This window comes from Pseudomonas sp. SAR267 (genome assembly GCF_052077595.1).
GTDB lineage: Bacteria > Pseudomonadota > Gammaproteobacteria > Pseudomonadales > Pseudomonadaceae > Aquipseudomonas > Aquipseudomonas vlassakiae.
Map to the genome: position 1 here is coordinate 432,070 of NZ_JBQIHU010000001.1, position 17,751 is coordinate 449,820.

The following is a 17,751-nucleotide window of genomic DNA, read 5'->3' on the forward strand; positions in this document are numbered from 1 at the left end:
CAGCTGTATCCCGTGCGCCACAACAAGGAAAACAGATGCGCCACGAATTCAGCGAAGTGCTCAACGACCTGGTCGACTATTTCCTGCTGGGCGATATCCAGCTGCTCGATCGTTTCAAAGAAGAAAATCACCTGTCCGACGACCTGGCTCGTGAATTCACCAGCAACGACAGTGGCGACAAGGCCGTGGCCGAAGGCGTGGTGATACCCCTGGCAGGCGTCGACAACCTGCCCTATCACATCCTGTTCACCCTCGATGGCCATCCACCCGCCCTGCTCGAACCCGGCAGCCGTCTCAAGCACCGGCGCAACGGCTATGTGCTGCACGTGGAGAACCGTGCGCTGATGCTGTACACCTGGCGCATCCTGCAGCACTTCACCCCGAAGACGCTGGGTGACCTGCTGGCCCGCTACCAGGTGCCGGGGCGGCCGATGATCGAGCTGGAAAACGGCTGGTATGACGTCGAGGTGCTGGCGGGGGCGCTGATCAGGGACGGGTTGTACGAACCGGCGTTCGAGTTCGTGTTGACCAAACGCTGGAACCGGGGCGAGGCCAAGGCGGTGGATACCGGGTATGCCTTCACCCTGCGTGGCTATTTCGATTGAGCGGTCGCTGAGCCACCCCCACAGGCCCTGCACTGCACCTGTGGGAGCGGTTTGCGCCGCGAAGAGGCCGGACCTGCCTATGAGATATCGCGGTCCTTGGTCTCCGGCAGGAACAAGATACCCAACACCGCCGTCATCAGCGCAATCACGATGGGGTACCACAGCCCGTAGTAGATGTCCCCGGTCGCCGCCACCATGGCGAACGCCACTGTCGGCAGGAAACCACCGAACCAGCCATTACCGATGTGGTACGGCAGCGACATCGAGGTGTAGCGGATGCGCGCCGGGAACAGTTCAACCAGCCAGGCCGCGATCGGCCCGTAGACCATGGTCACGTAGATCACCAGCAGGGTCAGCAGCAACAGCACCATCGGGTAATGGATCTTCGCCGGGTCGGCCTTTTCCGGGTAACCGGCCTCCTTCAAGGCCCCGGCCATGGTCGCGGTGAAGGCATCGGCCTGGGTCTTCAAGTCGGCAGCCGCCAGGCTGCTGCCATCGAAGCTCGGAATCACCCGCTCACCGATACGAACCTGCGCCACGCTGCCAGGTTCGGCTGCCTGGTTTGTGTAGGGGATCGCGCGCTTGGCCAGGAGGCTTTTGGCAATGTCACACGAGCTGGTGAATTTGGCCTTGCCCACCGGGTCGAACTGGAACGCGCACTGGCCAGGGTCGGCGACCACCACCACCGGGTTCTGCTCCTGGGCAACGAACACGTCCGGGTTGCCGTACTCGGTCAGCGCCTTGAAGATCGGGAAGTAGGTCAGCGCAGCGATGATGCAGCCGGCCATGACGATCTTCTTGCGGCCGATACGGTCCGACAGGCTGCCGAAGAAAATGAAGAACGGCGTGCCGATCAGCAAGGACCCGGCGATCAGCAGGTTGGCGGTCTGTGGGTCGATCTTGAGCATCTGCAGCAGGAAGAACAGCGCATAGAATTGCCCGGTGTACCACACCACCGCCTGCCCGGCCGTGCCGCCCAACAGCGACATGATCACCACCCTGAGGTTGTCCCAGCGGGCGAACGACTCGGTCAGGGGCGCCTTGGACGCCTTGCCCTCGGCCTTCATCTTCATGAATACCGGCGACTCGTTGAGCTGCATGCGGATATACACCGAAATCGCCAGCAGCACGATCGACAGCAGGAACGGCACTCGCCAGCCCCAGGCCTCGAACACTTCGGTACCCATGACGGTGCGGCAGGCCAGGATCACCAGCAACGACAGGAATAAACCCAGCGTGGCGGTGGTCTGGATCCACGCCGTGAAGAAGCCACGCCGGCCTTTGGGCGCATGCTCGGCGACATAGGTGGCTGCACCGCCATACTCGCCACCCAGCGCCAACCCCTGAAGCAGGCGCAAGGTGATCAGGATGACCGGAGCCGCCACACCAATCGCCGCATAGCTGGGCAGCAGCCCCACCACTGCGGTAGACAGGCCCATGATGACGATAGTGATGAGAAAGGTGTACTTGCGCCCGATCATGTCGCCCAGGCGGCCGAACACGATGGCGCCGAACGGCCGCACGGCAAAGCCCGCGGCAAAGGCCAGCAAGGCAAAGATGAACGAGGTGGTTTCATTGACGCCGGCGAAGAAGTGCTTGGCGATGATCGCTGCCAGCGAGCCGTACAGGTAAAAGTCGTACCATTCGAACACGGTGCCCAGCGAGGAGGCGAAGATGACCTTGCGCTCCTCCTTGGTGATGCCCCGTTGGGGCGAGCTACTGCCCGTGGAAGCGCTGTCGAGAACCGCCATGGGTTGCCTCCGTCTTGTCGCTAATCGCAGGCCGGAGTACCTCACTTCCATTTAACCGTCGCACCCAGGCCCAAGGGCTACAAAGGTTGCGCGAAGCACGACGAGGTCAGCCGCCTCGGATCGCAGCAAGGTGACTGAAGCATAATCGGCTTTGCGGCAATATCCACTTGCCAGCATCGCCAGATACCCTGACCCCAGAAACCGCTGCAGTTGCGCCGCCACGAAATCCCATAGCCCGCTATTCGTTCACCAGGCGCTGTAGCAGCCCCCCCTCATGGCGGGCGAGGATGCGTAGAAGCTGGTCGACCAGCGCGCGGTCCGGCGCCTCGAGATGGAAATGGTGCCCACCGGGGTGCCAGGACACCTTGGCATGGCCCGGCAAAGCCGCCTGGCGCCGTTCGAAACCGTGGCCGCTGAATGCGCCCTGCCTGCCGAACATCAGGTACAACGGGCAGCGGATTTCCCGCAACAGGTCACACGCCTCGCGCTCGGTCAGCGGCATCGGCTCGGGCAGCACCAGCCGTGGGTCGTGGCGCCAACAGTAACCGTCAGGCAATTGCAGCAGGTCGCGCAGGGCCAGCAGGCGCGCGGCATCCTCACTCAGTTCGCCGTCCAGGCGCTTGCGCCGTTGTTCGAGCGCTGTTTCCAGGTTGTCGAACCGGCTGCCATGGGGCTCGCCAGCACCTTGCAACTGGCTGCGCTGGACCATCTTCTTCAGCCGATACGCGCGTGCCAGGTGCTGTACACGGTCATCCTCGGCCACGGTGAACGGCGCGCCGATGCCATCGAGGAAGATCATGCTGGCGATGCCACTGGTCATGGCCGCAAGCAGCGAGGCGATGCCGGTGCCCATGCCATGGGCAAGTACGTGAAACCGGGACAGGCCCAGGCTGTCGGTGACCGCCAGCATGTCCTCGGCATGCTCCCAGAGGTAATAGCCACTGTCGTGGCGGCGGTGATCGGAACGGCCATGGCCGATCAGGTCGGGGGCCACCACGAAGCAACCTTCCAGCAATGGCCCCAGGCGCTCGAACGAGGCCGCATTGTCCAGCCAGCCATGCAAGGCCAGCACTGGGATGCCGTCTTCTGGCCCCCAGGTGCGTACCGCAATTTCAATACCATCGAGGTCCAGCAAATGATCCTTGGGACTGCACAGCGAATGCATTGGAGTTCTCCCTGAAAACATGCCGTACTCCACCATCCCTCAGTCAGCCTGCCCACGCTGGCCCCTCGCCGACCCCTGCATGCACAGGACCGACCGCTGCACGCAACTGATTACCACCTCGTGAGGCCGGGCAGGCTGCCGAATGGCGCTTCTTTCGACAGGAGTACCATCATGCCAACCCCACCCATGCCCTACCATCAAGCCCAGATTGATCGCAGCCTGCCGCTCTGGGCGAGAACGATGCATCCTGAGCATACCCGCCGCATCGTCCAGGCCGTGCGCAAGGACTACCTGGATGAAAATGGCGCGCCGTACAGTTGGTACGCTGGGGCCAGTCACGACGACCAGGCGCTTGTGCAGCAACTCATTGGCGATCGCGATGCGCAGTTCAAGGCGTTGCGCGGCGCGCTCAGGGATTTCAAGCAGATCCATGAGTTCTGCAAACCGTTGCTGAGCGAGCAACTGGGCCTGGATGTCGAAGTGGACCAGGCCCACTACATCCACCAGCCCTACAAGGTGTTCATCAAGCAAACAAACCCGCCCGGCCTGGAGATTTCACTGGACCAGCCCCAACCCTTCATCACCGAACCCGACGGGCCGCCGCAACCACGCTCCCTGATGGAAGCCGCCCTGCATAATTTTGCCGCGTCTGAGCAAGCAGGCCCGTATGACACCCTGACCAAAGGCCGCAACAACACAAGACTCCGCGGCCTCACGCCACAGATGTTCATCGATCAATGCCGAGCGCTGGACCTGGGCCAGCGCTATCAACACCACCTGCAAGCCATTTACAAGGGGCCCCGGCAAGCAGAGATCGAACAGCGATGGATTGAAGCAAGCCGGCAGGCGCTGAAAACCCAGGCAATGATTGCCTGCCTCAAAGGCTTTTTGACGCGCAAGGGGCGCGATGCGCTGACCCAGTTATGCGATAACCACCCTACACCGCACTATGCCGGCGACACGCTTCACTGCTGGCGCTTCAGCCTGTTCGGCATCCCGCTGAATGATGCCCTGCTGATTGGCCCGGATCGTACGGACCAGGCCAACCCTTGCATGCTCTACATTCCCCAGGATCAGGAGCAACCCCTCAGGGAATTCCCCTCGTTGCAGAAGGCTGGCGCGCATTTACTGCAACGCTTGCTGCAAACCACATTCCGCCACCAACTGATCGCATCCGCTGACCAGGACAATCAAGCCAGACTCACCGAAATGCTGGAAGCCGCCCTCTTCGAAGGCCCCCCTTCCGAGCGCAAGCCCGTAGTGAAGCCCCACGTGCCGTTCGACTCCGCCAAGCTGGCCTTGCCCATCTGGCCGGTGCTGTACCGCAACCACACGCGACGCCTGATGGCTGATGCGCGAGCGATTGCGGTGCCCACTGCCGAGGCCGACGCCAAGGCACGCAAGGCACGGCTTGCACGGTGGCTAGATATCGGTATGACCGTGCTCAATGTGGCTGCGTTCTTCGTGCCAGGCCTGGACGTCGTCATGCTCGGCGTGTTCGCCTACGACATCATGGACTCGGTGTTCACCGGCTTTGAGGCCTGGGAGAACGGCGATACCCATGAGGCATTGTTGCAACTGGAATCACTGGCCATCAACGCGGCTACGATCGGGGGCGTTGCAGTCGGTGCAAAACTGCTCAAGGCGTCGGGGTTTGTCGATGCCCTGGAAAGCGTCTGGAAAGGTGGCCGTCAAAGCCTTTGGCAGCCTGACATGCGCCCTTATGCCAGCGGCGAACTGCTGCCTGCAGACGCACAGCCCAACGACCTGGGGCTCTACGTCATCAGTGGCAAAGACCATCTACTGCTTGAGGGGCAGCTGTACGAAGTGTTCGAAGGCGGCGACGGTAGATGGCGTGTCCGCCATCCTCAAACCCGCGATGCCTATAGCCCGGCGTTGCGCTATCTGGGTGACAAACGTTGGCAGCTGGATCATGACGACCCGCTCGAATGGGACGACAGCAAGCTGTTGAACGGGCTTGGCCAGTTCAGCGACGGCCTTGAGCCTTCGGAACAACTCACGGCCCTGCGCATTGCCGGTGGCGATGCAGACAGCCTGCGCCACAGCCAGATCAATGGCGTTCGCCCGCCAGCGTTGCTGGCCGATACCTTGCTGCGCCTGCGTCTGGATAACGAAACCCAGAGCATCATCACCCGGGTGCGCCACGGCCTGCCACTGGCGGCCTACAAGAAATTTGCGCTGCCGGAACTGACCAACATGCCGGGGTGGCCAGCGCGTTACCGGTTGAAGGTGTTCACGGGACCTGAAAATTGGGGGGATGCCGTGTACTTCGGTGCTGAAGGCGCGCCCGATGCGTTATCCATCGAGATCGGCCGGGAAGATCTCGACTCAGGTAACCTGAGCAATGTCATCGTCGAGCAGATGGATGAGCAAGCCTTGCAACAGTTGTTGCCAGGCATGGCGCCGGAACAGCGAGCACGCGCTCTGGATGAGCAATTGGCGAACCGTTTGACAGAACGCCGCGGCGATCTCTTCGACAGCATGCGCAAAAGCCAGCAAACGCCTCTCAGCGCCGAGGCACAAACGCTCGGCCGGCAGTTTCCCGGCTTGCCCGACAACGCACTGGAAGAGCTGGTTGCCCATGCTGGCAGCAGCGAGCGGCGACGCATGGCGAGTGGCCGCGTGCCCTTGCGCGTGGCTGAAGAAGCGCGCTACCTGCAAGCCCGCGCCCGCCTTGACCGTGCCCTGCTGGGCCTGTACCGGCCCAACCTGGCCAATGCGGACAGCGCGCTGCTGCGCCAAGCCCTGCAAACTGAACATCCGCAAGCGGGTGAAGCCCGATTGCTGGACATCGCGCTTGCCGACCGCCCTGGCTGTGCGACGCTGCTTGGCCAGCAACCGATCAAGCCCGGCGTGCGCTCGCCGATGCGCCTGGCCCATGGTCGAATCGGTTACCCGCTCAGTGGTCGCGGCGCCACTCACCTCGATGCCAGCGTTGCTGCGCGGCGGCTGCGCTCACTGTTCCCTGGCCTGAACGGTCGACAGATTGCGGCCTTGCAGGCCGAACTGGCCGAGACCGGCGACCTCGGCTCTGCGATCGGACGCTTGCGCGCAGAACTGCGCGATCTCGATAATGACTTGCGCAAATGGGTCAAGGATGCGCAAGGCCTGGACGATCGTTTCGATCGACAACAGTGTGCCGAGCAACTCATACAGGCCTGGCGTCGGGAAGGAGGCAGCCACCAGCAGGTGCTCGTGCTGGAACGCATGCGCTTACCCCAACTACCCGCAATCAACGCCCGCCTGCCTCATGTCCGGGAACTGAAACTGACCGGCCTGGAACTGCAACATCTGGACCAGCAGTTTCTGTCATGCTTCCCCAACCTGCGAATGCTGGAAGTGATCGACAACCCGCACCTCCCTGCAGAGTCGCTGTATCAGGCGCTTGCGGCGGTGCCCAAGCTGCGCGCGCTCGACCTGACCAGCAATACGCTGGAAGTCCTCTCGCCCACTGCGCAGCGGGTGCTGACCGCGATGCCCGACCTGCGCCAGTTGAACCTGCGTCGTAACCGGCTGACCCTCGACCAGGACACATTGGCCTTTCTGTGCAACATGCCCCTGGATGTCCTGAGGCTGGGCAGCAACCGCATCACACTCGATGAAGACCTCGCGGCACGGTTCCAGGACCTTGTCCATCCGCAACGGCTGGAGCTGGACTTCAACCCCTTGCAAGTCGCCCCCGACGTCGGTTTCATGGCTCGGCTCCGCCATCTGGACTTGAACAACTGCCAGTTGCAGGCATGGCCCAACGGCCTCACCACGTTGATGAACCAACCCCAGTATCAGCTGCGCTATCTGAACCTGTCGTGCAACCGTATCCACCATGTCCAGGACCTGCCCAACATACTCCGCAGCCCGTTTGCACGCGATGTCGCCGCCCGCCTGCCTGAACGCAACTGGCTGTTCAATTACAACAACATCGAGGCCGAATCCCTCAGGCGTCTACGCGCCAGCGGTGTCAACACCTTCGAGCATACGCCCGAGAGGCCGGAGTGGCAGGAGTTCTGGCGAGACCCGGCGAGCAGCCGCCAGGATCAGCTCTGGGCCGACTTGTTCGACCAGAACGAAAACGGTGCCCTGCAAGGCGTGATCGAGCGCCTGACCTATTCGAAAGAAGCGCAAAGCGATCCGCAAGGCCTGCGCATGCGTGTATGGTCGCTGCTCGAGCAAGCCAGCGAAGACACCGCGCTGCGAGACCGCCTGACGGAAGTGGCGCAACTCTACCCGCCCACCTGTGGCGATGCCGGCGCCGAGGCCTTCAGCGCCTTGGAGGTCGAATTGCTGGCCAACCGGGCAGCGGGCCAGGCGCAGGGCAGCATCAAGCCGCTTGCCGACTTGTACCGCCAGCTGTATCGCCGGGAAAAGGTCAACGAACTGGCTGACCGCATCAGTCTCAAGCGCAATCAACGCAAGCAGGCGCTGCTGGACGATGTCATGGACGACGAGCTGCCAGCCTACGATGTGCTGGACTCCCCTGTAGCCTTTCCCGATGTGGACCTGGAAACCGGTCTGGTCGATGACATTGAAGTCCGCCTGGCCCTGCGTCAGTCCCTGGCCGAAAGCCTCGACTTTCCCGAACCCAGCAGGGGCATGCTTTATCGAGGTACTGCGAGGATCAACCAGACGATAATCGACAACCTGGGCACTGCCGTGCTCGAGCTCGATGCCGACGCCACTGCACGTCAACAATGGATGGCCGGGCAAACCGTCTGGGTTGACTACCTGAAAAACCGATATGCGAGCCAGTTTGAAGCCATTACCGACTTCTGGCGACCCGGCATCGACTACCTGTTCTATTGCTGGGACGCGGCTTATGAGCCGATCACCTGGCTGGACAGCGCCATCACGCGCACGCTGAGCGCGTACCTGCCGGCTTCGCCCTTGGACGAAAGCGGCCTGTTACGCCGAGTGCCACTCGAACAGGCCGCTTTCTACAAGGCCATGGGCGCCTTGACGCACGAGCAGCAACAAGTCGAGGCCGGGCTGCTACTGAGCCTTACCCGGCAAGCGGAAACCCTCAACGACTGATCATTGACCGCGCAGGTCTTCGAAGAAGGCCTGCCGCCCATCCACCTGGCTCGACGCGCGCGGCACACCCGCTGCCTCTGCGTTGGCCGCTTCGACATGCCAATAGCAGTGCCTGACCGCACGCGTCACCGCCACATAGGCCAGGCGCTGCACCTCCTCCTTCTGCGCCGTATCGAACGGCTGGGCATCGCCGGCCTTGCCCAGGCCCGCCTGGCGGTACACCTGGTTCTTGTAGGGCGAGCTGCTCAGGTACTGGCAATCGCCGAGCATGAACACGGCATCGGCCTGCAAGCCTTTGGCGCTATGGTAGGTCAACTGGCGCAGGCGCCGCTGCTCGGCAGGCAACTGGGCTTCGGCGTGCAGGACACTTTGCAGGTGCTCGTTCATCAGGGCTTTGTCGCTGCCCTTGCGGTACAGCATCATCACCGACTCGCCGCGCTGGTAATGCTCGATCAGCGTCTCACCCAGCGCCGCCTCATCACGGTCGAAGACCCGCACCGGGGCCACCGGCAGCTCAGCGGCCGGCCCACTGGCGCGGGCCTTCTTGCCGGCAATCGCCGGGGTGCCTTTGACCAAGTGTTCGGCGGCATCGATCACCTGCTGCTGGCAGCGGTAGTTGTCGACCAGCATCACCCGCGTATTGGCCGGCGACGGAAAAGCCTTGGTGAACTCCATGAAGTACTTCGGTGAACTGCCGCGCCAACCGTAGATCGACTGCCAGTCATCCCCCACGCACATCAACGAGGCATGCTGGGCATTGCGCCCGGTGTGCATGGCCGGGCCGCGGCGGCGGATTTCCGCGAGGCTGGCCCGCAGCCAGCTGACGATCTGCGGCGAGACGTCCTGGAACTCGTCGATCATCAGGTGCGCCAGTGGCCGCAGCAGCGGGTCGGGCAGCAGCTGCAGGTTCTCCGGGTTGTTCTCGCCGAACAGGGCGAACATGCGGTTGTAGCTCATCACCGGTGGCGACTGGTCGAGCAAGTGCGCTTCCAGGGCTTTCCAGTACAGCGCCAACGCCTCGAAGAACAGCGCGTCGGTGTCGCCGGGCGGGAAGCTCATGGCCGCCACGGCCGGGTTCACCTCGAGGCCAAGGTTCTCGATGAAGTTGGCGGCACCGACAAAGGCGTCGAGCAACGGCGCCGGGGCCAGCTCGCCTTTGACCTTGTACTCGAATCCCGGCCCGGCCACGGCATCACCGGCCAGCGATGCGGCCAGGCGCCGGGCCATGGCGTAGTTGTCCAGCCAGATCAGCGGCTTGTCGCAGAACGCCTGCAGCAAGGTGCGCTTGACCGCCCACTCGGCACGCACCGCCAGCTTGGCGCCGGGGCGTTGGTACTGGGCGCTTTCGGCGGGGTCGAAGCCCAGCACCACCCAGGCATCGAGGCCTTCCAGTCGGCCGTGCACATGGAAGCGGCTGCCGCGGATCTCGACCGTTTCGCGGCACGGCTCGATCCCCTTGATCGGCCAGGCGCCAGCAGCGAACCACAGGTCTTCGATCACATCGCACAGTTCTTCGTCACGCTGGGCGGCCAGCTGGGTAACCTGCACGCGCTTCTGCACGTCCGGGTGGTCCGGGTCCAACGGCTTGAGTTGGAGGGCCTCGCGGCGCAAGGTGGCGATGATTTCGGCGAAGCGCGGGCTGGCGCCGAGCAACTGGCTGTAGCACTGGTTGAGCTGTTGCCGCTGGGCATCGTTCAGGCGCAGGTCGAACGGGTTGCTGTCGGCCTCTGCTTCGCGGCCGGCCGGCATCTCATTGCCCAGGGTTTCGAACGCGCGCACCTGGCCGAAGCCCGGCAAGCTGCGCACCAGTGGCAGGATCCGTGAATGGAAGGTGCGCACCAGCTCGCGCGCCTTGGCCGGTTGCAGGTCGAGCTGCCAGAGGGCGAACACTTGCACCAGGCGCTTGATGAAGTCCTTGCGCGACTCGCGGGTGAAGGTGACCACGGTCATCGCGTCCAGCTCGTAGCCCAGGTACTGACGCAACAGCAGGATGCGCAGCACCAGCGAGGTCGACTTGCCTGCCCCGGCGCCGGCCACCACACAGGTGGACGGTGTGTCGCTGAAGATCAGCTTCCACTGCGCAGCACTGGGTTGGGCCTCGGCGGGCAGGCGCTGGGCAACGTCGGCCTTGAAGCGCTTCTTCAGCTCGGCATTCAAAGGCAGACGCCAATCGTCGAACAGATTGTCGTCCTGCCCAGGCACGGCGGCGGCATCAGGGCGGGCGTCGCGGATCACCAGCACCTGGCGCCCGGCCTCAAAGCCTTCCGCTCGCCCGCGCTCGAACCCTTCGCGCAGGCCATCGGCATGGCCGCTGCGCTGGCCCGTGACGTGGCCCAGGAACCAGGAGTCGCGATGTTGTGCCTGCAGGCGGGTCAAGCCGCGGCCCAGCAGGCGGGCCGCCAGGCGGCGCAACCAGGGTAATTGAGCGGGCGGGGTCAGTTCGGCGGGGGCCTGGGGTTGCTCGTGGGCCACGGTCACTCCGTTGAAAATCAAATCAGCAGGCCATGTTCGCCGCATCTGCTGAAAATCGCCAGCGAATGCTTGCAGATCAGTGTATTAGGCGATGAATCGCATAATCCACTTCGCCATCATCAATCTATTAATATGATGATTATCAGCCGATATTTACGCTTATTTTCGATGTTTATTTGGCGCATCATGGCTTCATTCCACTGACTCAAGGAGCACGACCATGCTGCAACTGCGACCGTTCGAAGGCCTCGGCCACGCCAACCACGGCTGGCTCGACGCTCACCACCACTTCTCGTTCGCCGAATACTACGACCCGGCGCGCATGCACTGGGGCAACCTGCGGGTGTGGAACGATGACCTGATCGCCGCCGGCAGCGGGTTCCCACCACACCCGCACCGCGACATGGAAATCATCACCTATGTGCGTGAAGGCGCCATTACCCACCAGGACAGCCTCGGCAACAAAGGTCGTACCGAAGCTGGCGACGTGCAGGTGATGAGTGCGGGAAGCGGCATCGTGCACAGCGAGTACAACCTCGAAGAGGTCGACACCCGCATCTTCCAGATCTGGATCGTGCCGGAGAAGGTAGGCGATGCACCGTCGTGGGGGACCCGCCCATTCCCTAAAGGCAAGCGCGGCGAAGGCTTCGTGACCCTGGCCAGCGGCCGGGCCGGTGATGAAGACAGCCTGCAGATCCGTACCGACGCGCGGCTGGTGGCTGCGACACTGCGGGCTGGCGAAACCGCCGAATACCGCTTCGATGCCGGGCGCCGGGGTTACCTGGTGCCCGCCAAGGGGCTGGTGGAGGTCAATGGACTGCGTGTCAAGGGCCGGGATGGTGTGGCGATCGAGGAAGAAGAAGTGCTGCGGGTGACCGCGATCGAGGACAGCGAAATCGTCCTGGTCGATGTCGCCTGACTTTCGGACCAAGGGGGCTGCTGTGCAGCCCTTTCGCGACACAAGGCCGCACCTACAGGGGATATGCATTCTCCTGTAGGAGCGGCCTTGTGTCGCGAATGGGCCGCAGCGCGGCCCCGCTCAGGTCAATCAGGCAATCGCTGCATCCACCAGCACCTGCGCCTCTTCCACCAGGCGCTTGAGGTGCGCCTCATCGACAAAGCTCTCGGCGTAGATCTTGTAGATGTCTTCCGTCCCCGAAGGCCGCGCAGCAAACCAGCCATTGGCGGTCATCACCTTCAGGCCACCAATCGCCTGGCCATTGCCCGGCGCCTGGCTGAGGATCTGCACGATCGGCTCACCGGCCAGTTCGGTCGACTTCACCTGCTCCGGCGCCAGCTTGCTCAGGGCGGCCTTCTGCCGGGCATCGGCCTTGGCCTCGACGCGGGTGGCGTATGGCTTGCCCAGCGCTGCGGTCAAGTCGTTGTAGGCCTGGCTCGGGTTCCGACCGGTGCGGGCAGTCATCTCCGCTGCCAGCAACGCTGGAATCAGGCCGTCCTTGTCCGTTGCCCAGACCGTGCCGTCCTTGCGCAGGAACGAGGCACCGGCACTCTCCTCACCACCAAAGCCGAGCGAGCCGTCGAACAGGCCCTGGGCGAAGTACTTGAAGCCCACCGGCACTTCATACAGTTCACGGCCCAGGCGCTCGGTGACGCGGTCGATCAGGCCGCTGGACACCACGGTCTTGCCCACCGCAGCGTCGCTGCGCCATTGCGGGCGGTTGCGGTACAGGTAGTCGATGGCCACGGCCAGGTAGTTGTTCGGCTGCAGCAGGCCATCGGCGGTGACGATGCCGTGGCGGTCATGGTCCGGGTCACAGGCGAAGGCCACGTCGAAGCGATCACGCAGACCAATCAGGCCCTGCATGGCGTAAGGCGAGGATGGGTCCATGCGGATCTGCCCGTCCCAGTCCACGCACATGAAGCGGAAGGTCGGGTCGACTTCGGTGTTCACCACTTCCAGGTTCAGCTGGTAGCGCTCGGCGATCGCCGACCAGTAGCGCACCCCTGCCCCACCCAGCGGATCGACGCCCAGGCGCAGGTTGGCGCCACGAATGACGTCGAAATCGATGACGTTTTCCAGGTCGGCCACGTAACTGGCCACGTAGTCGTGGCGCTTGGTGGTGGCAGCCTGCAGCGCCTGGGCATAGGCCATGCGCTTGACCCCGGCAAGGTTCGCAGCCAGCAGTTCGTTGGCCTTGGCCTCGATCCACTTGGTCACGTCGCTGTCGGCCGGGCCGCCGTTGGGCGGGTTGTACTTGAAGCCGCCACTCTGCGGGGGGTTGTGCGACGGGGTGATGACGATGCCATCGGCCAGGCCCTGGCTGCGGCCACGGTTGTAGCAGAGGATGGCATGGGACACCGCCGGAGTCGGGGTGTATTCGTCATCCTTGGACAGCATCACCTGCACGCCATTGGCGGCCAGCACTTCCAGTGCACTGGCTGCGGCCGGCGCGGACAACGCGTGAGTGTCGGCGCCGATGAACAGCGGGCCGTCGATGCCTTTTTCCTGGCGGTACAGGCAGATGGCCTGGGTGATCGCCAGCACGTGGTGCTCGTTGAAACTCAGGTCGAACGAGCTGCCCCGGTGCCCCGAAGTGCCGAAGGCCACGCGCTGAGCCGCCACGGCGGCGTCGGGGCGGCCGGTGTAATAGGCGGTGAGCAGGCGGGGAATATCGACCAGCACGCTGGCCGGAGCCGGCTTGCCTGCCAAAGGACTGAGCGTCATGCAAAAACCTCGAGTTCAACGGATGTTGGTGTTGGAACACGCAGTGTACTGGGAGTTGCAATGCCGTGCGATGGGGCCACCCGGGATTATTTAACTGCCACCTGCCACCATGCGGGAAACATCTGCTGCACCCTGGACTCGGCGAAACGTTCGTCGATCAGCACCAGCACACCGCGGTCCTGGTCGCCTCGTATGACCCGGCCGGCGGCCTGGATGACCTTGCGCACACCGGGGTACAGGTAGGCGTAGTCGAAACCGGCGCCAAACTGCCGCTGCAGACGTTGCCGGAACTGTTCGTTGACCGGGTTGACCTGGGGCAGGCCAAGGGTGGCGACGAAGGCGCCGATCAGGCGCGTGCCAGGCAAGTCGACACCCTCGCCGAACGCGCCACCGAGCACGGCAAAGCCCACGCCCTGCCCGTTCGCGACGAAGCGATCGAGAAAGCCCTGGCGTGCGCCTTCATCCATGCCCGGCGCCTGCGCCCAGAGCGGGATGCCCGGATAGCGCTCGGCGACCAGCCCGGCTACCTGCTGCAGGTAGTCGAAACTGCTGAAGAACGCCAGGTAGTTGCCTGGCTGGCGCTGATACTGGTCGGCAATCAGCTCGGTGATCGGCGCCAGTGAGGCCTGGCGTTCCCGATAGCGAGTCGAGACCTGGCTGGCGATGCGCACCTCGAGCTGCTCGGCACGGAACGGCGCCGCCACATCCAGCCAGGCGGAGTCCGCAGGCATGCCGAGCAGGTCGGCGTAGAATGGCCTCGGGCTCAAGGTGGCGGAAAACAGCGCCACACTCCGCGCGGCCTGCATGCGCGGCGCAAGCAACCGGGCCGGGGTGACGTTACGCAGGCACAGGCTGGCCAGGCGCCGTTTGCGCGAGCCCTCGCGCAGGCTGACGTCGAACAGGAAATCCTCGCCGAACAGTTCCGCCACCCGGCTGAACTGCAGCGCCTGGTAGAAAAACTGCAGCACCTGGGCATCGACTTCGGCCGGCTTTTCATTCATCCGCTCCTGGATCAACCCGATGCATTGCTGCAGGGCACGCAGGAAGGACTCCGGCAACTGGTCGCTGGCCTGGTAAGGCGCGCGCTGCTCCTTGTACAGCGCGTTCCACTGCCGGTTCAGCCGGTCCAGGGCACTGCCGAGCCCTTGCGGCTTGCTTTGGCGCAAGGCGAGCAGCTGGCCCTGGTCAAGGCTGGCGCTGTACATGTTGCGGCCGCGCTCCACCAGGTTGTGCGCCTCGTCTACCAGCACCGCAACCCGCCACTGGTTGAGCTGGGTCAGGCTGAACAGCAACGCGTGGGCATCGAAATAGTAGTTGTAGTCGGCCACCAGTACGTCCACCCAACGGGCCATTTCCTGGCCGAGGTAGTACGGGCACACCTGATGCGCCAATGCCACTTCGCGCAAGCCGGCGCGGTCGAGCATGGGCCGCAAAGCCGCCGCCGCGCGTGCGGCCGGGAGGCGGTCGTAGAAGCCTTGGGCCAACGGGCAGGACTCGCCATGGCAGGCTTTGCCCGGGTATTCGCAGGCCTTGTCCCGGGCGATCAGCTCCAGGGTGCGCAAGGCCGGCTGTGGCGAACCCGCGCTGATCTGGCGCAGGGCGTCAAGCGCCAGCGCCCGCCCGGGGGTCTTTGCAGTGAGGAAGAACACCTTGTCGAGCTTCTGCGGGACCATCGCCTTGAGTAGCGGGAACACGGTGCCGAGGGTCTTGCCGATCCCGGTACTGGCCTGCGCCATCAGGCAGCGGCCAGTGCTGACCGCCTTGTACACGGTTTCGGCCAGTTGCCGCTGGCCCTGGCGAAACTGCGGGTAAGGAAAGCCCAACCCCAGCAAACCCTGGTCGCGCTCGGCAAGTCGCTGTTGCTGGGCCTGGGCCCAGCCGAGAAACCGTTGGCACTGGGTGTCGAAGAAGCCCTGCAATTCATCGGCGCGACAGGACTCGCTGATCAGCGTCTGGCTGTCGTTGTCGACATCCAGGTAGACCAGCGCCACCTCGATGGCCGGCAACTGCCGGGCCTGGCACAGCAGCCAGGCATAGACCTTGGCCTGGGCCCAGTGCAGTTGCCGGTGATTGGCCGGCTGGCGGGCCAGGTCGCCACGGTAGGTCTTGATTTCTTCCAGGCGATTGGCGGCCGGGTCGTAGCCATCGGCACGCCCGCGCACCAGCAGGCTCTGGTATTGGCCCTCAAGGGCAATTTCCGCCTCATAGCCTGTTGCGCGCCGGGCGACCACCCGGCGATGCCCTTCGATACCTTCCTGGGCCGTGGGGGACGGGGTAAAGCGCAGGTCCAGGTCACCGACCTTGGCGCTGAACTCGCACAACGCCCGCACTGCCACGCGGTAGCTCATGGTGCCTCGCTCCAACGCACATGGCAGACCGCAACCGGCAAACCCTGTTCGGCGCAGAACTCCAGCCAGCGCAGCTGATTGTCTTGCAAGCGATCACCCGGGCCCTTGACCTCGACCATCCGATAGCGCTGCTGCTCCGGCCAGAACTGGATCAGGTCAGGCATGCCGGCGCGGTTGTTGCGAATATCCTGCAACAGGCGCAGGAAACACTGTTTCAAGTGCGCGGCGGGCAGACACGCCAATGCTTCATCAAGCAGCACTTCGTTGAGCATGGGCCAGAACACGAACGGCGATTGCAGGCCTTGCTTGGCCGCGTAGCAGTCGAGGATGGCCTGGCGATGGGAGCCATCGTCCAGGCGCCCCAGGCAGGCCAGGAACTGTTCCGCACGCCGGTGCTGGAAGTCGCTGTCATGCAAGTCCTGGGGCGCCGCCTGGAACGGGTTGAAAAAGGCCCCCGGAATCGGAGCGAAGATCGCCTCCCAGCACAACAAGCCGAACAGGCTGTTGAACAATGTGTTTTCCACGTAATACGCCTGCCCTCCCGCTTGCGCCAGGTGTTGCCGCACGGCCTCCTCCACACCCAGCCCGGCCTGCTCGCGTGGCAGCTCCAGTTCGATCAGCTCCAGGGGTGCTGCACGCCGGCGGCGCTGCGCCGGCCCGCCGAGCTTGCGTGCCAGCCGCGGCAACATGCGCTGCAGCGCTTGCACTTCCAGGGCATTGGCCGGTGCAGCCGCCAGCTCCCGTGCATAGGCATAAGCCTGCTGCCAACGCTCGCTGCGCTCGAACACGCGAACCTGGCGGATACGCGCTTGCGCATGGCTGCTGCGGGCATACACCGCCAGGGCCTGGTCCCAGTCACCCAGGCGCTCGCACTGTTGGCCCAGGGCAAACAGCAGCCGGCCATGGCGCCGCGCCAGCCACGGGTTGTCGAAGCTCAGGTCGGCCAGTGACGCGAGGATCGACGCGGGGTCTTCCCCCCGCTCCAGACGCTCGCCACACTGGTGCAGCGCCATTGCCTGATCGACCTCGCTGCGCTGCTGCAGAGCGCGTGAGTCAGGGCTGAACGCGACCTGCTCGAAACGCAGCACGCCCAGGTCGGCCAGCACAAACTCCGACCAGTCTTGATACAGGTTGCCGAAAAACAGCAGCCGCATGCGATCGCACAGTGGCTGCAGGCACCATTGCACGATCCCCACCGGGGCCTGGGCAAACCATTCGCGCAACGGCCTGGGGACCAGCGACAGGGGCCGCAGTTGTTCAAGCAGGTCGCCTTTGGCCGCCCGCGGGCGGCTTAACAGCCCAGCGAAACCTGCGGCGAGTTCATCCTTGCGCAACAGCGCGAACAGCTGTTCAAGGCTCAGGACCTCCGGCTCGCGCACCCAACCCAATGCCAACAGCGGTTGCAAGGCAGCCATGCTGTCGCCGATTTCGGCATAGTCCAGGCGGTCACAGCGAAACAGCTCGCCTTTGCGCATCACCATGCGCACCATCAGCGCCTGGGCCGGCTGCGCCAGTTTGGCAAAGGCATGGAGAAAGGCCCGCTCCTGCTCGTCGAGCAGGTCGGCGTAACGTGAGTCGACCCACTGCAGTACCTGGCGGAAGTTGTGCAGGTAATACAGCGGGTCATCGACAGGGTGAGCGATCACAAGACGGGGTCAGGCAGCCAGAGTGAACA

9 protein-coding genes are annotated in these 17,751 nt (G+C 63.9%); 3 read left to right on the forward strand and 6 right to left on the reverse strand.

All coding sequences use genetic code 11. The features are described 5' to 3' along the window. Positions 1-35 precede the first annotated feature (35 nt). Positions 36-605 (forward strand): hypothetical protein, encoded by a 570-nt coding sequence (locus ACTORR_RS02355; RefSeq protein ID WP_054887696.1) that lies wholly within the window; start codon positions 36-38, stop codon positions 603-605. Positions 606-682: 77 nt separating this feature from the next. On the opposite strand, the gene ACTORR_RS02360 is transcribed toward ACTORR_RS02355, so the two are convergent. Both ACTORR_RS02360 and ACTORR_RS02365 read right to left on the reverse strand, forming a co-directional pair. Further along, entirely contained in the window at positions 683-2,356 is a 1,674-nt protein-coding gene (locus tag ACTORR_RS02360) for an MFS transporter (protein WP_441343529.1), read from the reverse strand. A gap of 238 nt (positions 2,357-2,594) precedes the next feature. Further along, positions 2,595-3,521, reverse strand: a complete 927-nt coding sequence (locus ACTORR_RS02365) for an alpha/beta fold hydrolase (RefSeq protein WP_054887698.1) — start codon at positions 3,519-3,521, stop codon at positions 2,595-2,597. A 171-nt stretch (positions 3,522-3,692) separates the two neighbouring features. Here ACTORR_RS02365 and ACTORR_RS02370 point away from each other — a divergent pair, with 171 nt between their 5' ends. Continuing rightward, positions 3,693-8,570, forward strand: a complete 4,878-nt coding sequence (locus ACTORR_RS02370; protein ID WP_441343530.1) for an NEL-type E3 ubiquitin ligase domain-containing protein — start codon at positions 3,693-3,695, stop codon at positions 8,568-8,570. Here the strand turns inward: ACTORR_RS02370 and ACTORR_RS02375 are convergent, their stop codons facing one another. Continuing rightward, a complete protein-coding gene (locus ACTORR_RS02375; protein ID WP_313364461.1) occupies positions 8,571-11,087 on the reverse strand; it encodes a UvrD-helicase domain-containing protein in 2,517 nt (838 codons plus the stop codon). A 175-nt stretch (positions 11,088-11,262) separates the two neighbouring features. Here ACTORR_RS02375 and ACTORR_RS02380 point away from each other — a divergent pair, with 175 nt between their 5' ends. After that, the gene (locus ACTORR_RS02380) at positions 11,263-11,961 is read left to right on the forward strand and encodes a pirin family protein (protein WP_054887700.1); all 699 of its coding nucleotides are present in this window, start codon (positions 11,263-11,265) and stop codon (positions 11,959-11,961) included. Between the two features lie 129 nt (positions 11,962-12,090). On the opposite strand, the gene pgm is transcribed toward ACTORR_RS02380, so the two are convergent. The 3 genes from pgm to ACTORR_RS02395 form a co-directional block, all read right to left on the reverse strand. Continuing rightward, complete coding sequence (gene pgm / locus ACTORR_RS02385; protein WP_054887701.1) at positions 12,091-13,728, reverse strand: phosphoglucomutase (alpha-D-glucose-1,6-bisphosphate-dependent); 1,638 nt, start codon at positions 13,726-13,728, stop codon at positions 12,091-12,093. Between the two features lie 86 nt (positions 13,729-13,814). Further along, complete coding sequence (locus tag ACTORR_RS02390; RefSeq protein ID WP_054887702.1) at positions 13,815-16,076, reverse strand: ATP-dependent DNA helicase; 2,262 nt, start codon at positions 16,074-16,076, stop codon at positions 13,815-13,817. Beyond that, the gene (locus ACTORR_RS02395) at positions 16,073-17,722 is read right to left on the reverse strand and encodes a VRR-NUC domain-containing protein (protein WP_054887703.1); all 1,650 of its coding nucleotides are present in this window, start codon (positions 17,720-17,722) and stop codon (positions 16,073-16,075) included. The genes ACTORR_RS02390 and ACTORR_RS02395 overlap by 4 nt, the downstream gene beginning before the upstream one ends. Positions 17,723-17,751: the final 29 nt, after the last annotated feature.